Raw genomic sequence first — 15,856 nt, 5'->3', positions numbered from 1 at the left:
CTCCCGTCCGTCCTGGGGTCGCGACCCGAGACTCGACGTGAGCGACAGGACTCGCGCTGACGAGCGCGAGAACTGTCGCTGGGACCGAGACTCGGTCCTGCGGACCCGAGTCTCGGGAGCGGCCGGCGCTACCAGCTGACGGGCAGCGGCTTGCCTTCCTCGTAGCCGGCGGCCGACTGGATGCCGACGAGGGCGCGCTCGTGGAACTCGGCGAGCGACGACGCCCCCGCGTAGGTCGCGGAACTGCGGATGCCCGTGGTGATCATGTCGAGCAGGTCCTCGACGCTCGGCCGCTCCGGGTCGAGGTAGATCGTCGACGACGAGATGCCCTCGGCGAAGAGCGCCTTCCGTGCGCGCTCGTACGGGTCGAGCCGCTCGAACCGCTCGCGCACGGCCTTGGCGCTCGCCATGCCCCAGCTCTCCTTGTAGGCCTTGCCCGCCGCGTCGCGGCGCAGGACGCCGGGTGCCTCGAGGGTGCCCGCGAACCACGAGCCGATCATCACGGCCGAGGCCCCGGCGGCCAGCGCGAGCGCGACGTCGCGCGGGTAGCGGACCCCACCGTCGGCCCAGACGTGGGCGCCGAGCGACTTCGCCGCGGCAGCGGTCTCGAGGACCGCGGAGAACTGCGGCCGGCCCACCGCGGTCATCATGCGGGTCGTGCACATCGCGCCCGGGCCGACACCGACCTTGATGATCGACGCGCCCGCGCCGACGAGGTGCGCGACGGCGTCGGCGGTGACGACGTTACCCGCGACGAGCGGGATGCCGAGGTCGAGCGACGCCACCGTGTCGAGCGCGCGGAGCATGCCCTCCTGGTGACCGTGCGCGGTGTCGAGGACGAGCACGTCGACGCCCGCGGCGGCGAGGGCCTTCGCCTTCGCGGCGACGTCGCCGTTGATGCCGAGCGCTGCGGCCACCCGCAGGCGACCGTCGGCGTCGACGGCCGGCGTGTAGATGTCGGAGCGGATCGCGCTCGTGGGGCTCGTCGTGCCGACGACGCGGCCGTGGCTGGTGACGGGTGCGAAGTCGACCTCCGCCGCGGTCAGGACGTCGTAGACGTGCCGGGAGGTGCCGGCGTCCTCGGCGTCGATGCCGGTGGACGCGCCGTGCAGCAGGTCGCCCAGGGTCGCGTCGGGGCCGGCGGTGCCCAGTCGGGTCGCCGGCACGCAGCCGAGGTACTCGCCGCGGCCGTCCCGCACGACCACACCACGCCCGGCGACCGGGAGCAGCTGCTCGAGGGCCTCGGCGACCGTGGTGTCGGCCCCGAGGTCGTAGGCGGTGTCGAAGGCCACGGGCTGGTCCTTCACCCAGCGGATCGCGGCGTCGAGGTCCTGCAGGTGCATGTCCTGGGGCAGGACGCCGAGGCCACCGCGCCGGGCGAGCGTCGCGGCGAGGCGCGGCCCCGTGACGGAGTTCATGTTCGCGCTGATGATCGGGATCGTCGCGCCGGAGCCGTCGTTCGCGGCGAGGTCCACGTCGAAGCGACTCGTCACCCCGGACCGGCTGGGGACGAGGAAGACGTCGGAGTAGGTCAGGTCGTGCGTCGGCCGCGTCTCGTAGAACCTCATGGGGTCACTGTACGGCGGCACAGGGCACGCGGACCGGTGTCCGGCCCCGTCGGGACCGCGGTCCTGCCCCGTCGGGACCGGCTGTCGGGCCGCGCCCGCGCGACACGCGCGAGCCCCGGACGGGAGGCGCGAATCACGTCCGGCGGTCACCGAACGGTCATCCGGGAGCGGCTAGGCTCTCTGGCAGTACGGCAGCAGGGTTGCTGCGTACGACACACACGAGCATCTATCGACGGAGAGTGGGCGATCGGCTGTGTCGAGCCATCTGACCGGAACTGACGAGACCGCGGGCGACTTCGGGGCGAACGAGTGGCTCGTCGACGAGCTCTACGAGCAGTTCGTCGCGGACAAGAGCTCGGTCGACGAGTCCTGGTGGCCGGTCCTCGAAAAGTTCCACCGCTCGCAGACCGGGCAGGGGTCTGCTCCGTCCGCCCCCGCAGCATCCACGTCGGCTCCGTCCACGTCCGCCCAGGGCACGCCTGCCTCGGCCGCACCCGCGCCGTCGGGCACCGCGCCCGCAACGCAGTCGAGCACGCAGCAGCCCGCCACCGGCGACGCCCCCGCCGAGGCCAAGTCCGGCCCGATCCAGGCGCGCACCACCTCGCGCCAGCCCGCCCCGCAGCCGATCCCCGCGGAGGCGAACGACGCCGCCGACGAGCACGAGGAGACCCACGAGGACGTGGCGACCCCGCTCCGGGGCATGGCGAAGACCCTCGCGTCGAACATGGACGCGTCGCTGACCGTCCCGACCGCGACGAGCGTCCGGACCATCCCGGCGAAGCTCATGATCGACAACCGCATCGTGATCAACAACCACCTGCGGCGTGCCCGCGGCGGCAAGATCTCGTTCACCCACCTGATCGGCTGGGCGATGGTCCAGGCGATCAAGGAGTTCCCGAGCCAGAACGTCTTCTACGAGGAGCGCGACGGCAAGCCGTTCCTGGTCGAACCGGCGCACGTGAACCTCGGGATCGCGATCGACGTCCCGAAGAAGGACGGCAGCCGGTCACTCCTCGTCCCGAGCATCAAGCGCGCCGAGACCCTGACGTTCGGGCAGTTCCTCTCCGCCTACGAGGACCTCGTCAAGCGTGCCCGCGACAACAAGCTCACGCCGGCCGACTCCCAGGGGACGACGATCTCGCTGACGAACCCCGGCGGCATCGGCACCGTGCACTCGGTCCCGCGCCTCACCAAGGGGCAGGGCTGCATCATCGGCGCCGGAGCGCTCGAGTACCCGGCGCAGTTCCAGGGCTCCGCGGAGAAGACCCTCGTCGAGCTCGGCATCGGCAAGACCATCACGCTGACGAGCACCTACGACCACCGGGTGATCCAGGGCGCCGGCTCGGGCGAGTACCTCAAGAAGGTGCACGAGCGACTCATCGGCGGGCACGGCTTCTACGAGGGCATCTTCGCGGCACTCCGCATCCCGTACAAGCCGATCCAGTGGGCGACCGACATCAACGTCGACCTCGCGCACCGCGTCAACAAGACCTCGCGCGTGCAGGAGCTCATCAACAGCTTCCGGGTCCGCGGCCACCTCATGGCGGACATCGACCCGCTCGAGTACCGCCAGCGCACCCACCCCGACCTCGAGATCGAGAACCACGGGCTGACCTTCTGGGACCTCGACCGCGAGTTCGTCACCGGCGGACTGGCCGGCACCACGAACGCACCGCTGCGCGACGTGCTCGGCATCCTCCGGGACGCGTACTGCCGCACCACCGGCGTCGAGTACATGCACATCCAGGACCCGGAACAGCGCCGGTGGATGCAGTCCCACATCGAGATCCCGTACGCGAAGCCGTCGAAGGAGGAGCAGCTCCGCGTCCTCGGCAAGCTCAACGAGGCCGAGGCGTTCGAGACCTTCCTGCAGACGAAGTACGTCGGTCAGAAGCGGTTCTCGCTCGAGGGCGGCGAGTCGACGATCGCGTTCCTCGACACCCTCATCCAGCATGCCGCCGGCGCCGGGCTCCAGGAGGTCGCGATCGGCATGGCCCACCGCGGTCGCCTCAACGTCCTGACGAACATCGCCGGCAAGACGTACGGGCAGATCTTCCGTGAGTTCGAGGGCTCGTCGCTGCCGGGCTCGGTGTCCGGCCAGGGCTCGGGCGACGTGAAGTACCACGTCGGCACCGAGGGCGTGTTCCGCGCGAGCGACGGCACCGCGATCCCCGTGACGATCGCCGCGAACCCGTCGCACCTCGAGGCCGTCGACGGCGTGCTCGAGGGCATCGTCCGCGCGAAGCAGGACAAGCAGGGCCCGGGCTCGACGAACGTCCTGCCGGTGCTCGTGCACGGCGACGCGGCGATGGCCGGCCAGGGCGTCGTGGTCGAGACGCTGCAGATGTCGCAGCTCCGCGGCTACCGCACCGGCGGCACGGTCCACCTGGTCATCAACAACCAGGTCGGCTTCACGACCCCGCCGGAGTCGGCGCGCAGCTCGGTGTACTCCACCGACGTCGCGAAGACGATCCAGGCGCCGATCTTCCACGTGAACGGCGACGACCCCGAGGCCGTCTCCCGCGTCGCGGAGCTCGCCTTCGCCTACCGCGAGGAGTTCCACCGCGACGTCGTCATCGACCTCATCTGCTACCGCCGCCGGGGGCACAACGAGGGCGACGACCCTTCGATGACCCAGCCGCTCATGTACAACCTCATCGAGGCGAAGCGCTCCGTCCGCACGCTCTACACCGAGGCGCTCGTCGGCCGCGGCGACATCACGCAGGAGGAGTACGACGAGGCGCACCGCGACTTCCAGGACCGCCTGGAGCGTGCCTTCGCCGAGACGCACGAGGCACAGACCGGCACGATCCCGGTCATCACGGGCGACGACGACGGCGCGGTGAACGGTCTCGAGCGTCCGGCCGCGCAGCGCGACGACTCCGAGGTCGACGTCCACGAGACCGCCGTGTCCGAGGAACTCGTCCGGATGATCGGCGACGCGCACAGCAACCCGCCGGCAGGGTTCGCCATCCACCCGAAGCTGCAGCAGCTCCTGTCCAAGCGCACCGACATGACGCGGAACGGCGGCATCGACTGGGCGATGGCGGAGCTCATGGCGATCGGGTCGGTGCTCGTCGAGGGCAAGCCCGTCCGGCTCGCCGGGCAGGACGCCCGCCGCGGGACCTTCGTGCAGCGGCAGGCGGTGTTCCACGACCGCGTCAACGGCCAGGAGTGGCTGCCGCTCGCGAACCTGACCGAGGACCAGGCGCGCTTCACGATCTACGACTCGCTGCTGAGCGAGTACGCGGCCATGGCGTTCGAGTACGGCTACTCGGTCGAGCGTCCCGAGGCCCTCGTGCTCTGGGAGGCGCAGTTCGGCGACTTCGCGAACGGCGCCCAGACCGTGATCGACGAGTTCATCTCGTCCGCCGAGCAGAAGTGGGGACAGCGCTCCGGACTGGTGCTCCTGCTCCCCCACGGCTACGAGGGCCAGGGACCGGACCACTCGTCGGCACGCATCGAGCGCTACCTGCAGCTCTTCGCCGAGGACAACATGGTGATCACGCGCCCGTCGACGCCGGCGTCGTGGTTCCACCTGCTCCGTCGGCAGGCGTGGGAGCGTCCGCAGAAGCCCCTCGTGGTGTTCACCCCGAAGGCGATGCTCCGACTGCGCCAGGCGACGAGCCCGGTCGAGGCCTTCACGAGCGGCACGTTCCAGGAGGTCCTCGACGACGACCGGCAGCTCGACACCGGTGCCGTGCGTCGGGTGGTGCTGCACTCGGGCAAGGTCCACCACGACCTCCGCGCCGAGGTCGAGAAGTCGGCCCGCACGGACGTCGCGCTCGTCCGGCTCGAGCAGCTCGCGCCGCTGCCGCTCGAGCGGATCCTCGAGGTGCTCGGCCGCTACCCGGACGCCGAGGTCGTCTGGGCGCAGGAGGAACCCGAGAACCAGGGCGCCTGGCCGTTCGTGTGCATGAACCTGTCGCCGCACCTGCAGGGTCGGCCGCTGTCGGTGGCGTCGCGTCCGGCGAGTGCCGCACCCGCCACGGGTTCGTCGAAGCGCTCGGCGCAGGAGGCCACGGAGGTCATCCGCCGGGCCCTCGGCTAGCCGCACGCGACGCCCAGCCGCACGCGACGCAGCTCGCGCCCCCGTACGCACATCGCGCCCCGTCCCGACGGGGCGCTATGTGCGTACGGGGAGCGGAGCGCACACGGCGCAGCCGTCCGGACGCGCAGCGCAGCGCCAGCCGTCCGGACGCGCAGCGCAGCGCCAGCCGTCGGGACGCCGCGCAGCGCAGCGCCAGCCGTCCGGACGCGCAGCGTAGCCCGTCGGGCCTACACGATGCGGGTGTACCGGACCCCCGCCTCGTGGTACCCGCGCTTCTGGTAGAACCGGTGCGCACTGTCCGTCGCGGCCGCACTCACGGCGCTGAGGCGACGCGCACCCTGCTCGGCCGCCCACGTCTCGAACGTGCCGAGGAGCGCAGAACCGGTGCCGTTCCTCCTGGCCGTCGGGTCGACGACGAGCAGCAGCAGCTGCGCCGTCGGCTCGTCCGAGACGTAGGCCCAGGTGAGCTGCGCCCCGGCGACCGCAGCCACGCGACCGTCGTCACCGCGCACCAGCCAGGTGCGGTGTCCGGCCTCCGGCGTCAGCCGCTCGAGCCGGGCACGCATGCCCGCCGGCTCGACGTCGTGGCCGAGCAGCCGGACGAGCGCGGTGACGTCGGCGACGTCCGTGTCGGACCAGGTGGTGATCGACTCGACGAGAAGGGTCATGCGGCGACCCTACCGAGCGCGGTGGGCGTGTGACGACACGCCGACCGCACCCGTGGCGGGGTCAGTGGGTGGCCTGCTCCACGCGGATGCGCGCGAGGACCTCGGCGCGGAGCTGTTCCGGCGCGGTCTCCTTGCAAGCACGTCGGACGGTCTCGATGAGGACGACGCCGACGCGGTGCTCGGTCGTGCAGTCCTCGCAGCCCTCCATGTGCTCACGGATGTCCGCCGCGTCCTCACGGCAGAGCTCGCCGTGCAGGAACTCCTCGAGCTCCGCCTTCGCCTTCGAGCAGTCGCAGCCGCTCATCGCGCTTCCTTCCCTTCGACGCGACCCGAGGTCGCAACTGGCTTCCGGCCGCGTCCGCGCATCGTCGCCGTCGACGCTGCGTCCGGGACGATGCCGGTCTCGCGGGCGTGGTCCGCCAGCAGCCCCCGGAGGAGGCGGCGGCCACGGTGGAGGCGGCTCATGACCGTCCCCACGGGGGTCTTCATGATGTCGGCGATCTCCTGGTACGAGAAGCCCTCGACGTCCGCGAAGTACACGGCCATCCGGAAGTCCTCGGGGATCGCCTGCAGGGCGTCCTTGACCGCGGACGACGGCAGGTGGTCGATGGCGTCCGCCTCGGCCGAGCGCGCGGAGATCGACTGCGTGACGCTCTCCGCACCGCCGAGCTGCCAGTCCTCGAGCTCGTCGATCGTGCCCTGGTACGGGTTCCGCTGGTTCTTGCGGTACGTGTTGATGAACGTGTTGGTGAGGATGCGGTACAACCACGCCTTGAGGTTCGTGCCCTGCCGGAACTGCCGGAAGGCCGCGAACGCCTTGACGAAGGTCTCCTGCACGAGGTCCGACGCGTCGGCGGGGTTGCGGGTCATCCGCATCGCCGCACCGTACAGCTGGTCCATGAACGGCAGCGCCTGGGTCTCGAACAGCGACCGGAGCTCGCTCTCGGACACGGTGGTCTCGTCGGCGAGGACCTCGTCCTCCTCCCTCGACGCGTCGAGCTGCGCCTCGGTCGCCGCGACGAGGTCGTGCGGAGCCGCCACGTCGTGCCCCGCCGCGCCGTGCGGCCGGGTGGCGTCGTGCGGTGCTGCCTGCCGTTCGTCGGTGGTCATCACGGCCGAGTCTAGGCCGAGCGTGGTGACCGCGACGGGCAGGTGCGTCCGCTCGCGCGTCAGTGTTGCTGTCGCCAAGGATCCTCCCCGGTGGATTCAGTACCCTGGTGAACCGATGGCTGCCACGACGCATTCCCACCAGGCTCCTGCTCCCTGGACCGCCCCACGCGCCCGGGGCCCGCTCCGCGGCGACGTCGCGCTGCCGGGGTCGAAGTCGCTGACGAACCGGGAGCTCGTCCTGGCCGCCCTCGCCGACGGCCCCTCGACCATCCGGCTGCCGCTGCACTCGCGGGACTCGGCCCTGATGATCGCCGGCCTCCGGCAGCTCGGGGTCGGGATCGAGGAGCTCCCTCCGGCGCCCGGCACGGACGGAGCGCCCGGTGTGCCGAACCCGTACGGACCGGACCTCCGGATCACCCCGGCACCGATGCGCGGCGACGTCCGGGTGGACTGCGGCCTCGCCGGCACCGTGATGCGCTTCCTGCCCCCGCTCGCGGCGCTGGCGACCGGCCCGGTCACGATCGACGGCGACCCGTACGCCCGGAAGCGTCCGATGGGCGCGATAATCCAGGCACTCGTCGACCTCGGGGTGGACGTCACCGACGACGGCGACGGCGCGATGCCCTTCTCCTTCACGGGCACCGGTGCGGTCCGCGGCGGCTCGCTGAAGATCGACGCGTCCGCGTCCTCGCAGTTCGTCTCCGGCCTGCTGCTGTCCGCGCCGCGCTTCACCGAGGGCCTGCACCTCGTGCACACGGGCGAGCGGCTGCCGAGCCTGCCGCACATCGACATGACCGTCGAGGTCCTGCGCGCGCGGGGTGTCCGCGTCGACCAGCCGGCCGTCGGCGAGTGGGTCGTGCACCCGGGTCCCATCGCCGCGCGGGACGTCACGATCGAACCCGATTTGTCCAACGCCGCACCGTTCGCGGTGGCCGCGCTCGTCGCGGGCGGCTCCGTCCGCATCCGCACCTGGCCGACCGAGACGACTCAGGTGGGCGCCGACCTCGAGACGCTCCTGCCTCTGTGGGGCGCGACCGTCACGCGGGACGGCGACGACCTCGTGTTCGACGGCGGCCTCGGGGTGGCGGGTGGTGCCTCCCTGCCGGGCGTCGACCTCGACCTCACGCGCGGCGGCGAGCTCGCGCCGGCGCTCGTCGCGCTCGCAGCCCTCGCCGACGGGCCGAGCGAGGTCACCGGGATCGGTCACCTGCGTGGACACGAGACGGACCGGCTCGCCGCGCTCGCTGCGGACCTGAACCGGACGGGAGGCGCGGTGCGCGAACTCGACGACGGCCTGCGGATCGAGCCGGCCCCGCTCCACGGCGCGGCGTGGGCCGCGTACGACGACCACCGGATGGCGACCGCCGGTGCCGTGGTCGGCCTCGTCGTCGACGGCGTCGCCGTCGACGACATCGGCTCGACCGCGAAGACCCTCCCCCAGTTCCCGCAGCTGTGGGCGGAGCTCGTCGCGACCGCCGGCTCCCCGGGGGCCGCTCCGTGAGCTGGTGGGACGACGCCGAAGGCGACGACGGCGAGGACGAGCCCTACGGCGACTACGAGTCGCGGGTCCGGATCCGTCCGAACCCGAAGGGCAACCGGCCGCGCACGAAGGTCCGGCCGACGCACGAGGACGCGACGGCCGGCTGGGTGACGAACGTCGACCGCGGGCGGTTCGGCGTGCTCGTCGGGGACGCGGTGATCACGGCCACCAAGGCCCGGGAGCTCGGGAAGAAGTCCGTCGTCACGGGCGACCACGTGTCGCTCGTCGGCGACACCTCCGGCGAACCGGGCTCCCTCGCACGGATCGTCAAGGTCGCCGAACGCACGACGCTGCTCCGGCGGAGCGCCGACGACACCGACGAGGTCGAGCGGGTGATCGTGGCGAACGCCGACCAGATGCTCATCGTCGTCGCCGCGGCCGACCCGGAACCGCGCACCCGGCTGATCGACCGGTACCTCGTGGCCGCGTTCGACGCCGGCCTCGACCCGGTCCTCTGCATCACGAAGACCGACCTCGCCGACCCCGCGCCGTTCCTGGAGCACTTCGCCTGCCTCTCGCTGCGGATCGTGACGAGCCGCTCGGACGACGTGCCCTTCGCAGCGCTCCACGACGTCCTGGACGAGAAGGTCACGGTGACCGTCGGCCACTCCGGCGTGGGCAAGTCGACGCTCGTGAACGCCATCACCGGGGCGACCCGGGCGACCGGACACGTCAACGCCGTCACCGGACGGGGGCGCCACACGTCGTCGTCCTCGATCGCGCTGCGGGTGCGGGACGGCGGCTGGATCATCGACACGCCGGGCGTCCGGTCCTTCGGTCTCGGCCACGTCGACCCCGCGAACGTCTTCCGGGCGTTCGCGGCGCACGCGGTCCCCGTGCGCGAGCCGGCCGACGGCATCCCGTTGTCGCAGGCCCACGACTGGGAGATCGTCGACCGGGTGGCGGACGGCGAGCTCGGCCCGACGGGCGTCGAGCGGCTGGACTCCTTCCGGGCGCTGCTGACCGGGATGGGCGCGGAGGACCCCGGGCAGGAGTAGGCGGCGGGTGGCTTCCGGATGAACGTCGCCGACTCCGGAGGGTCACGACTCCCCGCTCAGGCCCCCCGCGCGGTCACGAACGGTCGCTCCGCCGGCGCCGCACCGACGCGTCGTGACCACTCGACACCGCGGACGCGGGGTGTCGCGACCGCCGAGGGGACGCCTGGCGCCGCGACCGCCCGTACCCTCGCCGTCGGACGCGTGCACGACGACGCCGGGGACCAGCCCTCGGCGACGTCGGGGCCGCGGCCGGCGCGGTCACGACTCCCCGCTCAGGTACCCCGCGCGGTCACGAACGGTCGCTCCGCCGGCGCCGCACCGACGCGTCGTGACCACTCGACGCCGCGGACGCGGGGTGTCGCGACCGCCGAGGGGACGCCCGGGGCCGCGACCGCCGAGGGGATACCGGCATCCGCTCGCCACCACCGACGCCACCACCACCGACGCCGCCGCCGCCGACGCCACCACCGACGACGCCGCCGCCACCACCGACGCCGCCGCCGACGACGCCGCCGCTGCCATCACCGCGCCGCGGTGGCGGTGTACCGTTGCCCCACGTGTCTGAAGTTGCAAAGTACAACTTTGCGCCGGCCAGCACGGTCGACGCCCCGTCCCCCCACGTGTCCGCGCCGCACGCACCCGCGGCGCACACCGCGGCGACCCACGCCGCCCCGAAGCCACCGCGCCGCTCCCCGGGCAACGGCGTCCTCCGTCCCGACGGCCTCGGCGCGACCCTCCGGCACTTCGCCTCGCACATCCTGGTCCCGCTGTTCCTCGCCGCCGGCATGGGCCTCGCGTACCTCGGCGCGTTCCACGCCCCGACGCCGCACGACCTCCCCGTCGGCATCGTCGGCCAGGGTGCGGCCACGCAGGTGTTCGCGCAGACCGTCACGGACCAGTCCGACGGCGCCCTCGTCGCGCACGTCGTGACCTCCACCGACCGCGCCGAACAGCAGGTCCGCGACCGCGAGCTCGCGGCGGTCTACGCCCCGACGACGAGCGGCGCGACCCTCTACGTCTCGACCGCGGCGTCCGAGACCACCGCGACCGCCGCGCAGAAGGTCTTCATGCCCATCGCGTTCCGGCAGCACCTGCCGTTCCGCGTGGTGGACGTCGTCCCCGCCGGCGAGCAGGACTCGACGGGGCAGGGGCTGTTCTTCCTCCTGGTCGGCCTCAGCGTGGGCGGCTACGCATCGGCCATCGCGGTCGCCGCGGTCGCCGCACGCCTCCGGCCGTTCTGGACGACCGTGGTGGGGATCGTCACCGCGGGCGTCGTCGCCGGCATCGGCATCGTCGTCGCCGGCCCGGTGTACGGCGTGGTCACGACGCACCGGTGGGAGGTGTTCCTGTTCGCGTGGCTGTACGACGCGATCATCGTGGCCCTCGGCGTCGGTCTGCACCCCGTCCTCGGACGGTGGACCACGCCGATCCTCACGATGCTGTTCGTGATGCTCAACTTCACCAGTTCCGGCGGCATCTTCCAGCCGGCGTTTCAGCCCGGGTTCTTCGCGGCGCTGAACAGCTTCTGGAGCGGTGCTGCGTGGCTCCGGGCCGCCCAGGACCTCCAGTACTTCCCGGACGCGTCCCTCGGGCGTCCGAGCCTCGTGCTCGCGCTCTGGCTGGCCGCCGCGGTCCTGCTCTGCGTCGTCGTGCACGGCCTGGTCGCCCGGCGGACCCGCATCGCCCGCGAACGCGCCGTCTCCGCGCAGGAGGAGGACGAGGTGGTCGCCGCCTGACACCCCCGCATCCCATCCCGGCGTGCCGCACCCGAGCGCTACGCTCGACGCGTGGACCTCAGCGCCGACCTGGACTTCGCCCGCTCCCTCGCCGACACCGCCGACGCGATCAGCCTCGAACGGTTCCGCGCCGCCGACCTGCACGTGTCGAAGAAGGCCGACAGCACCCACGTCACGGACGGCGACCAGGCGGTGGAGCGGGCCATCCGCGACCGCCTGGCGACGGAACGCCCGGACGACGCGTTCCTCGGCGAGGAGACGACCGCGGACGCGGGCGGCGAGGCCGTCAGCGAAGGACACCGCCAGTGGGTCGTGGACCCGATCGACGGCACGGCGAACTACCTCCGCGGCGTGCCGGTCTGGGCGACGCTGATCGCCCTCGCCGTCGACGGTCGGCCGGTGCTCGGTGTCGTCAGCGCTCCCGCGCTCGGCAAGCGTTGGTGGGCGGCCGAGGGTCTCGGTGCGCACTCGTTCGACGGCCCGCTGCACGTCTCCGGGGTGGCGGACCTCGCCGACGCGAGCCTCAGCTACAACAGCATCCAGCAGTGGGACGAGGACGACCGGCTCGAGCCGCTCGTCGCGCTGTCACGGAAAGTCTGGCGCACCCGGGCCTACGGCGACATGTGGCCGTACATGATGGTCGCGGAGGGTGTGCTCGACGTCGCGGGCGAACCCGACCTCAAGCCGTGGGACATCGCCGCGCTCGTCCCGATCGTCGAGGAGGCCGGCGGACGGTTCACCTCCCTCGACGGCGATCCCGGACCGTGGCACGGCAGTGCGCTCGCGTCGAACGGCCTCGTGCACGACGCCGTCGTCGACGTCATCCGTCGCTGACGGCACCGCGGGGCGATCCGAAGAACGCACATCGCGCATCCGGGTACCCCGACGGCAGCCCCTCGCGCCGACCCCTCCGCAGGACGGCATCCGACACCCGCGCGTACCCCGCTCGACCGGGACTCGTGAGGACGCCACCGCCGGATGCCCGGGCGCCCGGGCGTCCGCCACCGACCGGCCCCGTCGCGGTCCGGACGACGGTGTACCCCGAACGCCCGGCACGTGTCCCGTGGCCAGCCCCCGCGACCGCGACGCCGCCCCCCGGACTGGGGGCAGTCGAAGGGAGAAAACGTCGGGAACGACCGGTCCACCTCGCCGGGACCTGGGTTACTGTCAACGAGACGCCAGGTCAGGTGACGTCTCGGATTCCCTAGATCCGGCACGGAACGCGACCCGGTGCCAGTTCGTCGAAGACCCTAACCCGAGGGGTGATACAGACGATGACATCATCGTTCCCGAGCGGAACCGAGTGCACCCTCACTCGTCCGCATTCCAACCACGAAGCTCTCGCACGTCCGGTCACCGGCGCGGTCACCCGCCACGCCTCCGTCCGGTCCGCCTCCGCGCGCCCGTCCGTCGCAGCATCCGTCTCCGGACCCGGAGGCCGGTGAGTCATGGCACTCACCGGTCGCCGTCTCGAGGTCGACCGGATCGCGACCCTCGCAATGCTCCCTCGGGAGTCCGCGATGGTCGTCGTCGGCGACCCTGGTTCCGGGCGCAGCAGCGTCCTCGACGCGGTGGCTCACCGCGTCTCCCTCCCCGTCGTCCGCGTCGGTGTGAACGGGAGTGAGTCCCACTGGCCCCTGGCCGGCGTGACCGCATTGTTCACCGCCCTGGACGACCCCCGCGCCACCGCGCACATCGCCCACCTGCTGCAGGCGGGCTCCACCGGTGGTCAGGTCCCCGAACGCGCCGGCCTCGCCGCTGCGCACGATTTCCTCGAAGCCGTGCACACGCTCACCCTGCCGCCGACGGTCGTCCTCATCGACGACCTCGACCGGATGGACGTGGAGAGCCAGGAGCTCATCGCGTTCCTCGCCGGCCGACTGGCAGGGACCGCACTGCGTGTGGTCGCGTCCGTCCGCACCGTCCCCGCCGACGGCCCGCTCGCGGCGCTGCCCGCGCTGCGGCTCGAACCGCTCAGCGAGGACGTCGCCCTGACGCTCGCCCGCAGCACGGCTCCGGACGACGCGAACGACGGTGTCCTCGCGATCCTCGCGCAGGAGACCGGAGGCAACCCCGGCGTACTGCGCGAACAGCTCGCGAGCCTCACCCGCGGTCAGCTGATCGGCACCGAGCCGCTCGTACTGCCGCTCCGCCCCACCAAGACGACGGAAGCGATCGCCGCGACCGTGCTCGACGCCGCTGCGGGACGCGATCTGGACGTCCTCGCTCGGCTCGCGCTGGTCCCGACGGCCAAGGCCGCCACGTGGGACCGCGACGCACTCGACGACCTCGCGGACGCGGGACTCGTCGCCGTGCGGGGGCAGCACGTGGAGGTCGCGAACCCCCTCGTCCGCTCGTCGTTGTACTGGCGGACGCCCTCCCGGGAGCGCCGGGCCGCCCACACCGCCCTGGCGGAGGTCACGGCGGACACGGACGCACGAGCCCACGCCTGGCACCGCAGCTTCGTGGACGACGTCCCCGACGCCGTCGCGCTGCTCCGGGCCGCGCGGTCGTACGTCGTGGACGGCAACACCACCGCGGCGACGTCCCTCACCGAGCGAGCCCTGCTCGTCGGGGGCGGCACCGCGGACGAGCACGAGGCGCTGCTCGGCGTCGCCGAGGTCATGCTGGCGAACCGGCTCCTCAGCGCCGCCGCACGGTACCTCGCCGCGATCCGACCGTTCCGCGAGACGACCACCGAGGTCCGCCGGCTGCGCCTGCAGTACTCCGTCGAGTTCCTCAGCGGCGACGCCGTGCACGCGGACGAGCTGCTCCTGCCGGTCGACGCCGGCGACCCGGTGGAGACCGACGCCGTCGCGGGCCTGCTCGCGACCGTGGCGTGCTTCCGCGCCGAGGTGTGGGAGCTCGACCAGGCGCGGGACCTCCTGGCCCGCGCCGAGCCCTTCCTCGACTCGGCCTCCGCGCACACGCTGGAGATCACGGCGACGGCCCGCGAGCTCATCGCCGCCGTCGACGGGACCCTCCCGGCGGACGCGGACCTGCACGACGGGCTCTCGGCCTCCGTGTTGACGGGCATGTCCGACGCCGCCCTGCTGCTGCTCGCCCACGCCCTGAGCATCGGTGAGCGCTACCGCAGCGCCCGTCGGGTCTTCGCACTGGTCCTCGCCCGGGGTCCGCAGACGCCGCTCGTGTGGACGGAAGCGGCCCGCTACCTGTCCGCCGAGAACGAGGTGCGCTCCGGGAACTTCCGGCAGGCGCTCCGCGCGATCGACGTCTGGGAGGCCGGTTCCGCGGCGTCCGAGCGGTTCCGAGAGCCCTCGCGGGTGATCGCGATCGCCTGGCGCCACTTCGCGGAGGGTCGTTCCTCGGAGGCGCTCGACGTGCTGGACCGCTGCCTCGCGCAGCGCTCCACGAACCGGCTCTGGGGCGCGACGGCGAAGCTGCACGCGTTCCGTGGTCGGGTCCTGCTGCTCGACGGTCGGCTCGAGGAGGCCGCCGTCAGCCTCGAGGCGGCCGACGCCATCGGCCGTTCCCTGCGGAACCCCGCCGTGCTCCGGCACCTCGGAGACCTGGTGGAGGCGTACGCACGCCTCGGCCGGATCGACGACGCGCGGGCGATCACCGCCCGGCTGGCCGCGGACCACCACTCCCGGCCGTCGCGCTGGGGCGCGCTGGTCCTCGCGCGGAGCCTGGCGCTCGTCGCGGACGACACGACGCGCGAGACCGCGAGGCGTCGCGCGCTGGAGCTGTTCCAGCCGCACGACTCGCAGTACGAGCGGGCTCGCACCTTCGCGGCACTCGCCGCGGTCGGCACGGCCACCGAGCGTCCGCGGCTCGGCGCCGCAGCGGCGGCCGCGTACGAGGCCGCCGGCCTCCGGCGTCCGCTCGTCACGCCCGCCCCGTCGGTCGCGATGCCGTCGTTCGGCGGTTCGCTCCTCCGGTCCGGCCCGACGGGCTCGGCGCCGCAGCCCGGCACACCGCGGAGCGCGCCGGACGCGTCCGCAGCGCTGACGTCGCTGACCGCCGAGGAACGCGCCGTGGTGCAGAAGGTGACGGAGGGCTACCGCAACCGCGAGATCGCCTCGTCGCTCTTCATGTCGCAGCGCACGGTGGAGCTGCGGCTCACGCAGATCTACCGCAAGGTGGGCGCGCGCTCGCGCTCGCACCTCGTGGCGCTGCTCACCTGATCGCGGTCGCGACGCGACCACGCATCGGACGGGAGGT

At 72.7% G+C, this 15,856-nt stretch carries 11 protein-coding genes; 7 read left to right on the top strand and 4 right to left on the bottom strand.

Going from position 1 to position 15,856, the window contains the following annotated elements; genetic code table 11:
* Positions 1 to 128 precede the first annotated feature (128 nt).
* On the bottom strand, positions 129 to 1,568 hold the full coding sequence (locus I59_RS02975) for a GuaB1 family IMP dehydrogenase-related protein (RefSeq protein WP_022902603.1): 1,440 nt from the start codon (positions 1,566 to 1,568) through the stop codon (positions 129 to 131).
* 253 nt (positions 1,569 to 1,821) lie between these two features.
* Between I59_RS02975 and I59_RS02970 the strand changes: the two genes are divergently transcribed.
* Positions 1,822 to 5,619: a multifunctional oxoglutarate decarboxylase/oxoglutarate dehydrogenase thiamine pyrophosphate-binding subunit/dihydrolipoyllysine-residue succinyltransferase subunit gene (locus tag I59_RS02970; RefSeq protein WP_022902602.1), complete on the top strand. Its 3,798-nt coding sequence runs from the start codon at positions 1,822 to 1,824 to the stop codon at positions 5,617 to 5,619.
* Positions 5,620 to 5,846: 227 nt separating this feature from the next.
* Here the strand turns inward: I59_RS02970 and I59_RS02965 are convergent, their stop codons facing one another.
* From I59_RS02965 to I59_RS02955, 3 genes are all read right to left on the bottom strand, one after another.
* Positions 5,847 to 6,287 carry a GNAT family N-acetyltransferase gene (locus tag I59_RS02965; RefSeq protein ID WP_022902601.1) on the bottom strand — a complete coding sequence of 147 codons (441 nt, stop codon included), beginning with the start codon at positions 6,285 to 6,287 and terminating at the stop codon, positions 5,847 to 5,849.
* A gap of 61 nt (positions 6,288 to 6,348) precedes the next feature.
* On the bottom strand, positions 6,349 to 6,591 hold the full coding sequence (locus tag I59_RS02960; protein WP_022902600.1) for a zf-HC2 domain-containing protein: 243 nt from the start codon (positions 6,589 to 6,591) through the stop codon (positions 6,349 to 6,351).
* Entirely contained in the window at positions 6,588 to 7,397 is an 810-nt protein-coding gene (locus I59_RS02955) for a sigma-70 family RNA polymerase sigma factor (RefSeq protein ID WP_022902599.1), read from the bottom strand. The genes I59_RS02960 and I59_RS02955 overlap by 4 nt, the downstream gene beginning before the upstream one ends.
* A gap of 115 nt (positions 7,398 to 7,512) precedes the next feature.
* Between I59_RS02955 and aroA the strand changes: the two genes are divergently transcribed.
* The 6 genes from aroA to I59_RS02925 all read left to right on the top strand — a co-directional run bounded on the left by aroA (position 7,513) and on the right by I59_RS02925 (position 15,819).
* Positions 7,513 to 8,898: a 3-phosphoshikimate 1-carboxyvinyltransferase gene (gene aroA, locus I59_RS02950; RefSeq protein ID WP_022902598.1), complete on the top strand. Its 1,386-nt coding sequence runs from the start codon at positions 7,513 to 7,515 to the stop codon at positions 8,896 to 8,898.
* Positions 8,895 to 9,935: a ribosome small subunit-dependent GTPase A gene (rsgA, locus tag I59_RS02945; RefSeq protein WP_031272608.1), complete on the top strand. Its 1,041-nt coding sequence runs from the start codon at positions 8,895 to 8,897 to the stop codon at positions 9,933 to 9,935. Before aroA ends, rsgA begins: the two co-directional genes overlap by 4 nt.
* Positions 9,936 to 10,290: 355 nt before the next feature.
* The gene (locus I59_RS22545; RefSeq protein WP_187289777.1) at positions 10,291 to 10,500 is read left to right on the top strand and encodes a hypothetical protein; all 210 of its coding nucleotides are present in this window, start codon (positions 10,291 to 10,293) and stop codon (positions 10,498 to 10,500) included.
* Positions 10,493 to 11,671: a hypothetical protein gene (locus I59_RS02935; RefSeq protein ID WP_148286056.1), complete on the top strand. Its 1,179-nt coding sequence runs from the start codon at positions 10,493 to 10,495 to the stop codon at positions 11,669 to 11,671. Before I59_RS22545 ends, I59_RS02935 begins: the two co-directional genes overlap by 8 nt.
* A gap of 51 nt (positions 11,672 to 11,722) precedes the next feature.
* Positions 11,723 to 12,505, top strand: a complete 783-nt coding sequence (locus I59_RS02930; RefSeq protein WP_022902594.1) for an inositol monophosphatase family protein — start codon at positions 11,723 to 11,725, stop codon at positions 12,503 to 12,505.
* A gap of 614 nt (positions 12,506 to 13,119) precedes the next feature.
* A complete protein-coding gene (locus tag I59_RS02925) occupies positions 13,120 to 15,819 on the top strand; it encodes a LuxR family transcriptional regulator (protein WP_022902593.1) in 2,700 nt (899 codons plus the stop codon).
* Positions 15,820 to 15,856: the final 37 nt, after the last annotated feature.

It is taken from the genome of Curtobacterium sp. B8, assembly GCF_000333315.1.
Lineage (GTDB): Bacteria > Actinomycetota > Actinomycetes > Actinomycetales > Microbacteriaceae > Curtobacterium > Curtobacterium luteum.
This window is presented reverse-complemented; position numbering and strand designations above follow the sequence as displayed.